The 13004-nt window shown below is 31.0% G+C and carries 8 protein-coding genes; 3 read left to right on the top strand and 5 right to left on the bottom strand.

What is annotated here, in order from left to right; all coding sequences use genetic code 11:
- Positions 1–22: 22 nt before the first annotated feature.
- Positions 23–2221, bottom strand: a complete 2199-nt coding sequence (locus FA046_RS11095; protein WP_136826494.1) for an exopolysaccharide transport family protein — start codon at positions 2219–2221, stop codon at positions 23–25.
- Positions 2221–2904: a TolC family protein gene (locus FA046_RS11090; protein ID WP_136826492.1), complete on the bottom strand. Its 684-nt coding sequence runs from the start codon at positions 2902–2904 to the stop codon at positions 2221–2223. The genes FA046_RS11095 and FA046_RS11090 overlap by 1 nt, the downstream gene beginning before the upstream one ends.
- 415 nt (positions 2905–3319) lie before the next feature.
- Here FA046_RS11090 and FA046_RS11085 point away from each other — a divergent pair, with 415 nt between their 5' ends.
- The 3 genes from FA046_RS11085 to FA046_RS11075 are packed head-to-tail and all read left to right on the top strand — an operon-like array spanning position 3320 to position 8948.
- Positions 3320–5869: a T9SS type B sorting domain-containing protein gene (locus FA046_RS11085; protein ID WP_169303350.1), complete on the top strand. Its 2550-nt coding sequence runs from the start codon at positions 3320–3322 to the stop codon at positions 5867–5869.
- A gap of 5 nt (positions 5870–5874) precedes the next feature.
- Positions 5875–6813 carry a PorP/SprF family type IX secretion system membrane protein gene (locus tag FA046_RS11080; RefSeq protein ID WP_136826489.1) on the top strand — a complete coding sequence of 313 codons (939 nt, stop codon included), beginning with the start codon at positions 5875–5877 and terminating at the stop codon, positions 6811–6813.
- Between the two features lie 11 nt (positions 6814–6824).
- Complete coding sequence (locus tag FA046_RS11075; RefSeq protein ID WP_136826487.1) at positions 6825–8948, top strand: OmpA family protein; 2124 nt, start codon at positions 6825–6827, stop codon at positions 8946–8948.
- A gap of 296 nt (positions 8949–9244) precedes the next feature.
- Here the strand turns inward: FA046_RS11075 and FA046_RS11070 are convergent, their stop codons facing one another.
- From FA046_RS11070 to yidC, 3 genes are all read right to left on the bottom strand, one after another.
- Entirely contained in the window at positions 9245–10327 is a 1083-nt protein-coding gene (locus tag FA046_RS11070) for a sugar transferase (protein ID WP_136826485.1), read from the bottom strand.
- A 3-nt stretch (positions 10328–10330) separates the two neighbouring features.
- Entirely contained in the window at positions 10331–10726 is a 396-nt protein-coding gene (locus FA046_RS11065; RefSeq protein ID WP_136826483.1) for a response regulator, read from the bottom strand.
- A 470-nt stretch (positions 10727–11196) separates the two neighbouring features.
- Entirely contained in the window at positions 11197–12999 is a 1803-nt protein-coding gene (gene yidC / locus FA046_RS11060) for a membrane protein insertase YidC (RefSeq protein ID WP_136826482.1), read from the bottom strand.
- Positions 13000–13004 lie beyond the last annotated feature (5 nt).

Raw genomic sequence — 13004 nt, 5'->3', positions numbered from 1 at the left:
TTTCAAGATATTTCAAAATCATTTACTCAATGAAGTTAGTATTAATTGCACCATCAGTTTTGTTGTACGAATCTACAGAAACTTTGTTGATTACCCATCCAATAAACTGCCCATTTAGCTCTTTTAAATAGTTAATATGCTGTTTTTTGCTTCCAGATAAAGTCTGGTTTGCTTCAAAAACTCCCATTACTTTATCGGCAATTAAATTCCATTCTTTGGCTTTTCCTAAAGTTTCCAAAGACGGGGTTTCAACCAAAATAATATCAAATTTAGTGCGTAATAAATCAAATCTTTCTTTAATGGTTTTTTCATCGGCAACTTCAAACAAAGAGGTGTCTTCTCCTTTATTTCCCATCACCATAATACCAGTATTAAACTCGGCCGAACCTAAATTTCCACTTTTTAAATAATCTTCAATAAAAAATTTAGTGTTAGAGTTTTCTGTAATACTTGGATGATCAAAGTTACCATCAATTAATAAAACCTTTTTGCTAATTACTACATAAGAATAAGCTATACAGGCAATTAAAAGTGTTTTACCTTCAGAGTCATTCATACTCGTAATATTTAATACCTGGCCTTTGGTATCTTTAGTAGGCACCATTTCTCGGCTTATCTCATACCTAGCAGAACGTAATTGTTTTTTAAGTTCCTGCATTTCTGGGTTTGCATGTAAATTACTCCAAATTTCTTTAAGGGCTAAATTAGCTGAGTTTACTCTGTTTATTTTTCCTAAAACAGGTATTTCTGTAATCTGAGCTAACTCTCTAGGGCTTCCAACTCTATTGTCAAAATAGAAGATGACAAAGAATACCAACAAACAAAATATAAAGCTGATGATGCCGCTTAGTATAATTAAGAGCATTTTTTTAGATGGAAGTTGTACCCCTGGCATAGCAATTTGAACCTGTCTTAGTTTGGTTGAAAGACTAGCTTCTAAGCTTACATTATTATATTTATCTAAAATATCTAGGTATTCTTTACCTGCAATATCTATTTTTCTTTCTAATGATTGTATTACCGCTTCATGAGGTACAAGTTTTTCAAACTTATTGTTCATTTCCTGTAATTCTCTTTTTAAGGAGTTAAGGCTGTAACGGGCAATGTCATATTGAACCTGTAAACTCATTTTTTGAGTCACCAAACTTTCTTTTCTACTTAAAGGGCTAGTAATGTATTTATCTGATTGATCTAGTATTTGAGCGTTAATAACCTGTTTTAATGAATCTATTGATCTGTTATATTTTGGATCAAATTCATTTCTAATTTGGAGTTCGCTAAGTGCGGTAAGCTCTCTTTTTGATTGCGTAATGTCTTGATTTACTTTAACAAGCGAAGCCTCTAAATATTTCCTTTGAGAAGGGTCAAACTGTTTGTCAATATTATCAATTGTTCCTTTTAATGAAATAATATCTTTTTCTGCATTTTGCTTTCTGGTTTCATATTCAGCAGTTAGCTCATACATTTTTCTAGACTGCTCACCTAAATTCACTATTTTATTATCAATCTTGTACTTTCTTAAAGCTTCAACTTGTTTGTTTAAGGTGTCACTTTTAACCTTGGCTAAATTTGATAAAAACTTAACTGATTTGTTTTGATTGTCTCTTAAAATGTTGGTGTAATAATTAATAAATTCAGAACAAAGTGAATTAACTACAAATGCAGATAACTCTGGGTTTTCTGATGTGAATTTAACCGAAATAAAATCACTAATTTCTAATCTGTCTGTGTAAATATTACCAGCAATAAAATCTTGATTATAGCCCATAGAGCTTAATAAATCATAAAGATTTCTATCATCGGCATTAAACTGATTTAAGGTCTCTTTATAAGTGTATTTTCTTTTAAAGGCATTTAATGCTTTTCTTCTTTCTACTTCAGAAAGTTCTTTGATTTTAGTACTGATTTCTCTAAACGGTTTGTCGGTTGTTAAATCATGAATAATTAATTGATAGGAAACCAAATTAATTATTTTTTGAAGTTTCATAATCTCAATCAGGTTACTAAACTCTCTGTTTATACTAGCTTCTTGTTTATCAACATTAGAAACTAAGTTTTGAGTCTCATCAACAATACCTGTTGCAATTTGTCCTTCAGCAATATATTCATCAGGAAGATTTCTTACCAAAAAATAAGCAATAATAATTGTAATTAGCGGTACTGCTATAACTATTAATCTAAATCTGTACAACAGATAATAAAACTTTTTTAACTCTTCCATTATTTTATATCTTCAATTTTTGTGATGATGAGTTCTTCTAATCTTGCTTTTGCGATAAGAAAAGCGGCTTCCGACTCTATTTTTGATTTGCTAATGTTACTAAAACTTATTAAACCCTCGCTATAAATCCCAAAGGTTACTTCGCCTCTTTCATATCTTACTTTAAGGTCGTTTAATAATCCTTCAGCATCTTGTAAAGATGATGTAAATAGTTTTACATTATTTAGTTGCTGTATGTAGGCGAAGTATCTTACTTTTACCTCAGCTTCTAAGCTTAAAGCATATTCTTTAGATTCTTCAACCATAAATCTTAAATCGGCTTTAGTTTTCTTAATATTTAAAGGTTTTTGCATAAATGTTCCAACATTAACATTTATCCCAAACTGGTAACCTGAAAAAAATTGAGGGTCAATAAAATTAATTGTTTTATTTGGGACCGAAACATAAGAAACTGCTATAGGGTCGAGCCAATTTAGTTTTTCCCTTTTAATATTTATTTCTGCTATTTCTTTAGCTATTTCGTACTGTTTAATTTTTGGATAATTTTGTTTAGCAGTCGCTATCAATTTTTCTAAAAATAAATATGAAATATCAGGAATAATGGTTTGCTGAGCTTTTGCTTCAAATTGCATGCTTAAACTCAAACAAGCAATCAGTAAAACCGATTTAAATATTTTGTTCATTATAATATGTCTTAAAACTTTAAAATGTCAAATTAATTAAAAATAAAACCTAATAGTTTTCAACACTTATAGGCAATTCTATGCCAGAAACTAATTCTAAAGGTTTCAAGGGCTGTAAATACCGTTTAGAAGATCATAAAGGTATGTTTATTTAAATTCTAGTGAGTATTATTAAAATTAAAGCATGTGTATTCTTAAATTTTATTTGAGGAAATATTTGCCTGACTGTGGAAATAATTTCGCTAATTTAAAATCAGAAAATATTTGAGAAATACAACTAAAAATAAAAATATGTTTGTTTGGAGTGCTTATAGGGATGAATAACACGCTTAGTTAATTTATTATTTGAACTGGATTGATATTTGGATAATGGGAAATGCAGCTTCAACAACTGTGGAATATTAAAGCAATCATTATGAAACTAAAATTTTACCCAAATCTATTTCTGACTTTGGTTTTTATATTAGTAAGTTTTTTAACAAAAGCTCAATTACCTTATTTCGAAAGTTTTAGAAATGCTTCGGCTTCAGGAATTGTTTTTGGAGGTTCGCCTACAGCGTTTTTAACAGCTTCGTCATCGGCTAGTTTAGATCCAGATGGAGATGGTTATTTAAGACTTACTAATAATAACTTTGATCAAAAGGGTTATATCTATAGTCAAAACAATCTTACATCTGCGCAGGGTTTAAGAATGCAATTTGAATATTATACTTACGGTGGAAGCGGTGCAGATGGGATTAGTTTTTTCTTGTTTGATGCTACGGCTAATCCGTTTGTAATTGGTGGTTTTGGAGGTTCCCTAGGATATTCACAATTTACATTAACAAATCCCACTTCGCCGGGTGTAAGTAAAGGATATATAGGAATCGGAATTGATGAATATGGTAACTTTTCTAACCCAATAGAAGGTAGGCAAGGTGGTATTCCTGGTCCTACGCAAAACGGTTTAAGACCTAAATCTGTAACTATCAGAGGTAAAGGAGATGGTAACGCTTTAACAGCCAATAATTACCCGTTTTTAGCTACCGCACAAACTTCTGATTTTAATTTTTCATTAGTAAATGACGGAAATACTCGTTTCCCAGATAGCACTACAATAGGATACAGAAAAGCTTATATAGACTTAAAACCTAATCCTATTGGTGGCTATAATATAACTGTGAGAATTACCGTAGGTGGTACACCAACCAAAACATATACTGTAATTGATAATTTTTATTATTCTGAACCAGCACCTGCTTTGTTACGATACGGCATTGCCTCTTCAACAGGTAACTCTACAAATTTTCACGAAATAAGAAATGTGTTTATAGATATTTATGATAGAGGAAATTTATTAAATCCAACTGCATTAAATGATCAGATTGTAGAATGCTCTGGCAGACCTTCTATTATACCTGTTACAAATAATGATGTTTCTCCTAACCCAGGCGGAGTAATTCAAAATAATTCTATAGATCTTAATCCAAATTTAACAGGGTTACAAAAAACTTTTTTAGTTCCCGGTAAAGGAACTTTTACTGCAAATAATGACGGAACAGTTTCATACAATCCATTAAGTGCTTCGGTATCTGGGCTTGTATCTGTTCGTTATGTGGTGAATGATAATTACGGTATTGTTTCTAATATTGCCACAATTACTATTAATGAGCCTATTTCTGCAACACCTTCAAATGCCGGGCTAGATCAATTATTAAGTATTTCTACCGCTACCGGAAGTGTGACTTTACAAGGTAATTCGCCTTCTAATTCTACAGGGCAATGGACACAAGTTTCGGGTCCTTTAGGTGCTGTTATTGTTAATCCAAATTCGCCTAATACTACGGTAAATAATATGTCGCTAGGAACTTACTTATTTAGATGGATATTAAATACTACCGGGCAATGTATAGCTTCTGATGATGTTCAAATCATAATAAATGCCATACCGGTTGCTGTTAATAACAATGTAATAGGTATTTATAATAAACCTATACAAATCAATATCATAAGTAATGATACTGATAGAGATGGAAACAATACGATAGACAATAAAAGTGTTGTGATTAAAACTAATCCATTAAATGGGATTGTAACTGTTGATCCCAATACTGGTATTGTAACTTACACACCAAACCCTGGTTACAGCGGACCAGATAGTTTTACTTACACCATTAAAGACATTACCGGATCAGAATCTAATGTAGGTACGGTTGAAATTATTATTCCAATACCACCTAAAATTGGATTAGCTAAAGCTTTGGTGAGTACAGATAAACTTCTTGATGAGTCTTATAATCTTAAGTTTTTATTTACAATTATAAATTATAGTGCCATTACATTAGAACAACTTTCTCTTAAAGATGATTTGAGTGTCACTTTTGCAGGCGCTACTTATACAGTAGTTAGTCTTAAATCTGTTTCTCCTGCAAATTTCAATGTAAATAATGCCTATAATGGCAGAGCGTTTACTGAAATGCTTTTAGGAAACAATCAACTGCAAGCTCAGCAAACAGCTATTATAGAATTAATTGTAAACGTAAAACTCACCGGTACCATCATTGATTTTACCAATACAGCATTTGTAGAAGCAATTTCATTATTAGATGCTGCAAAAGTAACAGATCAATCAACAGACGGATTAAAACCTGATCCAATAGCGCCTTCAGATATTACGCCTTTGGTGCCTACACCTATTAATCTTTCTATTACTAAACTGTTTATTCCAAAAGGTTTTTCACCTAACGGAGATGGAATTAATGATTTCTTTGTTGTTCAAAACACTTCATCTGGCTTACCAGTAGAATTAGAAGTCTTTAACAGGTGGGGAAATGCAGTTTACAAATCAACAAATTACACTAATAATTGGAGTGGTAAATGTTCCGAGGGAATTTACATCGGTCAGGATTTACCGCCCGGAACCTATTACTATATTGTTAATTATAATTTCAATAAATACGTGGGATATCTTACCTTAAATAGATAGAAATCATGAAAAAATATATTTATTCAATTGTAGGATTAATATTCTTGATTTCTTCTTCTCAAGAATCTAAAGCTCAGCAAGAAGCTATGTACACACAATACATGTTCAATGCTTTGGCTTTAAATCCCGCTTATGCTGGAAGTAGAAATGTGATATCCGCTACTGGTTTATACAGGTACCAATGGTCTGGTATAGATGGTGCGCCAAAAACCACCACCTTTACCATTGATGCACCCATAAATAATAACAAAATTGGCTTGGGTTTGCAGGTATTTAATGATAAACTAGGAATCACCAATACAACAGGTGCTGTTATAAGTTCGGCTTATAGAATAAGAATGGAAAAGGCAACCCTATCATTTGGTATGCAAGGAAGCATAGCAAACTTTAAAGCCAATTTTAGCTCGGTAGAACTTGATGAAACGGGTACATCTTACGATCCTGCTTTTCAAGAAAATGTAAACAGTATGCAGTTTAATATTGGAACTGGTATTTATTACAACTCAGATAAATTCTATTTTGGAGTTTCTGTTCCTACACTTGTACCAAACCGATTGTCAAAAGGTTCAAACGCACAAACTAACAATCCATCAAAACAAGAAATGCACTTGTTTGTGAGTTCAGGATATGTATTTGATTTAAATACCGATTTTAAATTTAAACCATCTTTTTTATTAAAAGCGGTTAAAGGAGCGCCAATAGAAGGAGATATTAATGCTACCTTTTGGATAAAAGAAATTGTTGGTTTAGGAGCACAGTATAGAACTAATGCAGATGTTTCTGGATTGTTAGAACTTCAAGTTAATCCTCAAATTAGATTTGGATATGCTTATGATCACAGTACCACCAAGCTTAGAAATTTTAATGGCGGCAGCCATGAGATTATGTTGCGTTACGAGTTTGGTTTCGAGAAAAACAAAGTTGTTTCTCCTAGATATTTTTAAGGATACACATTATGAAAAAGATTTTTACATCCATATATCTTTGCACTTTATTACTGGTGTTTTACCATCAAGTATTGGCACAAGATCAAAATGCAGATAAGAAATTAGGCGTTGCTGTTACTTCATACAATAACCTAAAGTTTGCGCAAGCTATTGAAGATTTGAAGCCAATTTTAGCTAAAGATCCAGAGAATATTGATGCTATGGAGATGATAGCTAATTGTTATAGGTTAACAAAGCAATATAAGCAAGCATTAAGTTGGTATGAAAAATTGAGTAAACAAAGTTTCACCAAACCAGATTGGGCTTTAAGATATGCCGAGGCTTTAGCTAATAATAAAGAATATGAGAAATCAGAGCAATGGTATAGAAAATACTTAAGCATGGTTCCTTCAGATAGAAGAGCAGCTTTATTTTCTGAAGCAGATTTTGATAAATTAGGTAAAGGAGTAAGTTGGGATATAAAATATTTGAGCATCAATACTTCCGCTTCAGAATATAGCCCAATGCTTTATAAAGATGGATTAGTTTTTACAAGCAATAGACAGGATTCTAAACCAGTTAAATATGTTTTTGGTTGGAATAATACACCTTTTTCTGATTTGTATGTGATTAAGGATAGAAAAAAATTGAAGTTTGCTGATGAAGATACTGCCGATACCTCATCGCAAAAGCTAAATCTAAGTAAGAAAAACATCAAGTTAAATGATGATAACACTCCTGTAACCAGTAATGATAGTAAGATATTGGGTATTTATGATCCAAAAGTTTACGCAACAATTTCTGCAAGTGATGAGCTTAATGGTGTTGAGAAATTAAAAGGAAAAATTAACACCAAGTTTCACGAAGGGTCTTCTACAATTTTGCCAGATGGCTCTATCATGTTTACCAGAAACAACTATTTTAATTCAAGATCAGCACAAAGTAGAGATGGTGTAACTAAGTTAAAACTTTATACAGCCAGTGGATATGATCTTAGAAAAATAAAACCTTTTTATTATAATAATGATGAGTATTCTGTTGGACATCCTACGGTAAGTAAAGACGGAAAAATTCTTATTTTCTCTTCAGATATGCCAGGTGGAATGGGTGGAGTAGATATTTATTATTGCATTAGGTTGTCTAATAAAAGTGAATGGAGTAGACCGGTTAATTTTGGAAGAAAAATTAATACCGAAGGTGATGAAGAATTCCCATACTTAAATAATTTTGATACACTATATTTTTCATCAAATGGTTTAGCTGGTTTAGGAGGTTTAGATGTTTTTACTATTGAATTAAATGATTTAAAACCAGTTGGAAATCCTTTGAATTTAGGTGCTCCGTTAAACTCTCCCTTTGATGATTTTGCAGTTGCTGTAACCGAAGGTGAATCTGGTTATTTTAGTTCAAATAGAAAAGGTAGTGATGATATTTATACCTTTAAAAAGAAACAATTTAAAATCATATTAAAAGGTCAAGTAGTAGACGGATCTACAGGTTCGCCATTAATTAACGCTACGGTTTCATTAAGAAATGGTGAAAATTTAGAGGGTTTAAGTGTTGATGCTAATGGGGAGTTTGAAAAAGAATTACCCAAAAACACGGGTTTTGAATTAAGTGGTTTACTTAAAAATTATCTTCCCGATAGGAGATATATTGGGACAGATGGAATAACTAAAGATACCACCATATATGTAACATTAAGTCTTAAAAAAGCCAATAAAATACAACAGTATGTTTTAAATAATTGTGATTCTTTAAAAAGGGTATTCAAAACCGAAAATATTTATTATGATTTAGATGAGTATTATATTAGAACAAGCTCTTTTGAAGCTCTTGATAAATTGGCTGCCTTATTAAAGAAATACCCTGATCTTAAAGTACTCACCAGTAGTCATTGTGATAGTAGAGCTTCTGAAAGTTATAATAGAACACTCTCATTAAATAGAGGTGAGTCGGCTAAAGCTTACTTAGTTTCAAAAGGGATTTCGAAAAGTAGGGTGATAGTAGAGTATTACGGGAAGAGTAAATTAGTGAACAACTGTATTGACGGGGTTTTATGTTCTGAAGAAGAACAGCAAAGGAATAGAAGAACAGAGTTTGAAATTATATATAATGGAATCAATTTATCACAAATAGATTGTAAACAGTAATCACAAAGCACTTTCTAAAAAGGTCCAGATATATTTATATGTCTGGACCTTTTTTATTATCTGAAATTTTGAATTTAAAATTGAAGTTGGCTAACTTGAAATTGATTTTAAAGTTTGAAGGTTGTTCCCCTTTTGGGGATGAAGATTTTACTATTTGATTTAAGCAGAGTGAATTGTTTTAAAACGGATAATAAATTTCCTTATTAATCTTAGTTCTATTTAATGATAACCAACCTAGAGGAAAATCTTTAAAAGCGAAAATAGGGATGGGGATTAGGAAAAAAAATAGAAAAATCTTAAACTTTCTCTTTTTGTAGTAAAGCAGGAATAGTTTTAAAGATAATTTTAATATCCAGCCACAAAGAATAGTTTTTAGCGTAAAAGTTATCTAACTCTTTTCTTTCTACTTCAGACATATCTTTTTTACCTCTTTTACTTATTTGCCATAAGCCAGTTAAACCAGCCGGACCTAAAAAACGCATAGACCATTCATTAGTAGTTAACTGTTCTGCTTCATAAAGCGGTAAAGGTCTGTTGCCAACTAAAGACATATCGCCTTTTAAAACATTTAATAATTGTGGTAATTCATCTATACTGGTGCCTCTTAAAAAAGAGCCTAGCTTTGTGATTCTTGGATCATTTTCAACCTTAAAAAAGGTTGAATTACCATATTGGTTTTTATGAGCAAGGCTGGCAACCTCAGCTTCTGCTCCAACTCTCATAGATCTAAACTTGTAAAAATTAAATATCTTATATCCGGTTCCTACTCTTTTACTGGTGTAAAAAATGGGTCCTGGAGAGTCTAATTTAATAATAGCAGCTACCACAAGAAGTACAGGAGATATGCAAATTAATGCCAAAGAAGACAGCGTAATGTCTAAAAATCTTTTTCCAACTGGGATATGATATTCTACATGAGTTACCTGAGATAATTGATTAACCTGTGAACGTAAAACCTTATAAAAGGTTAAGAATTTTAATCTTTCTTTTACATCTTCAAAAGGAATGGGTGAAGTATAACAATCACTTACACCAAGTTCTAAAGCTTTTTTTACTATAGGAGGGTTTTTTTCTGTTAAAAGAAAAATAGTGATTAAGTTTTTAGTAATCCAATTATTTTTTAGAAGGAGAATAAATTCCTGAATTTCCAAAAATTTAGAAGGGTCTACTTCTAATAAAATAATAGTACTTAAATCATTTATTGATAGCTTTTGGGTTAAAAGCTTTAAATTAGAAATGCTATCGGCTTTTTTTAAATTGAACTCCGAATTATCAAAACCTGATAAAAGATCAGTTTCTATAAGATCAGAAAAGTAAAGAACATTAATTTTAGCGTCATTAAAAGAGTTGTTAGAAACGTTAACGTTCGAAAATTGCATTTGCTAATTTAATATAATTTTTATTTTTTCCTTTAATATTCCTGGATTAAAAGGTTTAGACATTAATTCATTAATTGGGTAAGGAATTCTTGTTTTAATGTTTTCTAAAGAATCAGATCCAGAAAGTACAATAACAGGCACATCTCTAAAGTAACCACTTACTTTTAAAGATCTTACCAAATCGGCGCCATTAAAGTAAGGCATCTCCATATCAGATATAATTAGATCAGGAATGTTGCCGCTATCTAACCAAGTTAAGGCATCAAATCCATTATCTTTTATCACCAATTCATAATCTTTTTTTAGAATGAATTCTAACAATTTAAGTATGGCAATTTCATCATCAACAAGAAGAATTCTTTTTCTAACTGGTACAGTGGTTTTTTCTACTAGTGTCATAATTCTATTTCTTTAACTATTATTATATAGACATAAAAGATGCCGAAAGATTGGTATACGAAAGTATATTTTAATTAGTTGTAAATTTTTTGATTTTAAATCATCAGATGAAAAGAAGTCTAATAAATTACCTTCAACAAGATTAAATTTTAATCATTTTAAATTGATGTTTATTTTCTATAAATAGCTAATAAACAAGTTTTTATATTTTTTATATTCGTTTTTTATTGAATAATAATCACATTTTTTCGTTTTATTTTTGCTTTTTTATTTTTTGCTTTCATTAACGATTTTTATCAACATTTAGATTGAGAATAGAAAGAATGTTTTTAGATAGCTTTAGTGGTGTGTAATTTTTTCTCGTTATGAGGAAATTTATTCTTGTTGGGGAATTAATGAGTGATTTGGGTCAAAAAAAAATCCCTGAAACATTTTAAACGAATCAGGGATTTTAAAAAACTACCTATAGTTTATTTTTTCTTTTGTTGTTGTATTTGTTGTTGTTGGCGCATCATATCTTCCATTTTCTTTTGAAAGCCACCTTTCTTTTTAGCTGATTCGGGCTTCTTTTTATTTTCCTGAATTTGAGCATGGATTTTATCATCATCAACAAATCTTCTGATAAAATATTGCTGAGTAAAGGTTAAAACGTTAGCTAAAAAGTAATAGTAATTTAAACCAGCAGGGTAGCTATTTAAGACACCAAAAAATATAATTGGAGTGATGTAGCCAATATATTTCATTTGCCCCTGTACGCCCGAAACTTGGTTGTTAAAGTAAGTATAAATAAGGGTGGAGATGGTCATCAATAAACACATTAAACTAATGTGATTCCAGCCTAATAGTGGAATGGTTGGGAAAGTGATTAACTCATCAAAAGTAGAAAGATCTTTCATCCATAAAAAGCTCTCTTGTCTTAATTCAAAAAGGTTAGGAAAGAAATAGAAAAAGGCAAGAATAAAAGGCATTTGAAAAACCATTGGTAAGCATCCGCCTAATGGGTTTACACCTGCTTGTTTATAAAGTTTTAGATACTCTTGTTGAACCAGTGCTTGATTTCCTTCACCTACTTTTTTCTTGATCTCATCCATCTCAGGTTTTAACACCCTCATTTTAGCCATAGATAAATAAGACTTGTAAGTAAATGGAAATAAAACAGATTTTAAAATAACAGTTAATAAAAGAATAATTAAGCCATAACCTAGGTTTAAAGTTTCAAAAAAGTTAAAAATAGGCAGTACTAAAAATCTGTTAATCCATTTTAAAGGACCCCAACCCATTTTTACCTGAGCATCTAAATCATGTCCTTGATCTTTTAACTGACTAAACTTGTTAGAACCAAAATAGAACTGCATTTCATAACGACTGTTATCTTGATTTTTATAAGGTAAGGTTAACTGGGCTGCGTAAGCTTTAACTGCTGAGCTATCAGCAAGTGTTTTTATTTTTACTTCAGCTTTGCTAAAACCATCTTTAGAAATTAATGCTCCAGAAAAAAAGTGTTGTTTAAATGATACCCATTCAATTTTCCCCTTATCTAGTATTAGCTCTTCATCTTCACTTTCGCTTAAATAATCTACACCTTCTACTGTTTCTTTGTAGTAAGTTGTAGAGTACATTCTTTCATTCTTAATATCTTTTTCTTGTTGTAATAGTTTTGTATCCCAATTTAACAACAAATTAGTGTCTGATATTTTGTTTTGAAAGCCTTTTAATTCAATGTTAAAATCAACTTTATTAGAGTTTGGAGCTAAAGAGTAGATGTAATTAATTGCAGATCCATCAACGTTAAGCATTTGCATTACCACTCGCTTGTCATCAGTACTTATTTTATTAAAAAGTAAGTTGTTGGTATTTACGGTAGCAACGTTGGTTTTGTAGCTTAAGCCAAAATTAGTGTCTTCATTATTAAAAAGAACTACTGGTTTGCCTGCAAAAGTTTTTTCGTTTTTGATTTCAACACTTGCTATTCTGCCACCTTTGTTAGAAATGCTTAATTTAATAAGGTTGTTTTCTAAAGTGATTAATTCTTCATTAAAGTTAGTAGAACTAATTTTTGAAGAATCATTTATAGCTAAAGTTGCTGTAGGTGTTGTAGCAACATTTTTTGAAATATTGCTTGGCTTTCCTTGAGATAAAGCTATAGAATCTTGCTTCGCTTTTGTCCTTGCTTCTTCTAACTTTATTTCTTCTGATGATGGTTTTAAAAGAAAGGTTGATCCTACTAAAATTATTAATATCAGGAATAATCCTGTAAATGTATTTCTATCCATTATTG

Origin of the sequence: Pedobacter cryophilus (assembly GCF_005116455.1) — a bacterium.
In the GTDB taxonomy this organism is placed as follows: domain Bacteria; phylum Bacteroidota; class Bacteroidia; order Sphingobacteriales; family Sphingobacteriaceae; genus Pseudopedobacter; species Pseudopedobacter cryophilum.
The sequence above is the reverse complement of the archived record's forward strand: the minus strand, read 5'-3'. Positions and strand labels throughout refer to the sequence as shown.

Coding starts and splice junctions, on each gene's coding strand:
- FA046_RS11070 (WP_136826485.1), bottom strand. CDS start 10,327: ATGCAATTTTCGAACGTTAACGTTTCTAACAACTCTTTTAATGACGCT.
- FA046_RS11085 (WP_169303350.1), top strand. CDS start 3,320: ATGAAACTAAAATTTTACCCAAATCTATTTCTGACTTTGGTTTTTATA.
- FA046_RS11075 (WP_136826487.1), top strand. CDS start 6,825: ATGAAAAAGATTTTTACATCCATATATCTTTGCACTTTATTACTGGTG.
- FA046_RS11080 (WP_136826489.1), top strand. CDS start 5,875: ATGAAAAAATATATTTATTCAATTGTAGGATTAATATTCTTGATTTCT.
- FA046_RS11090 (WP_136826492.1), bottom strand. CDS start 2,904: ATGAACAAAATATTTAAATCGGTTTTACTGATTGCTTGTTTGAGTTTA.
- FA046_RS11065 (WP_136826483.1), bottom strand. CDS start 10,726: ATGACACTAGTAGAAAAAACCACTGTACCAGTTAGAAAAAGAATTCTT.
- FA046_RS11095 (WP_136826494.1), bottom strand. CDS start 2,221: ATGGAAGAGTTAAAAAAGTTTTATTATCTGTTGTACAGATTTAGATTA.
- yidC (WP_136826482.1), bottom strand. CDS start 12,999: ATGGATAGAAATACATTTACAGGATTATTCCTGATATTAATAATTTTA.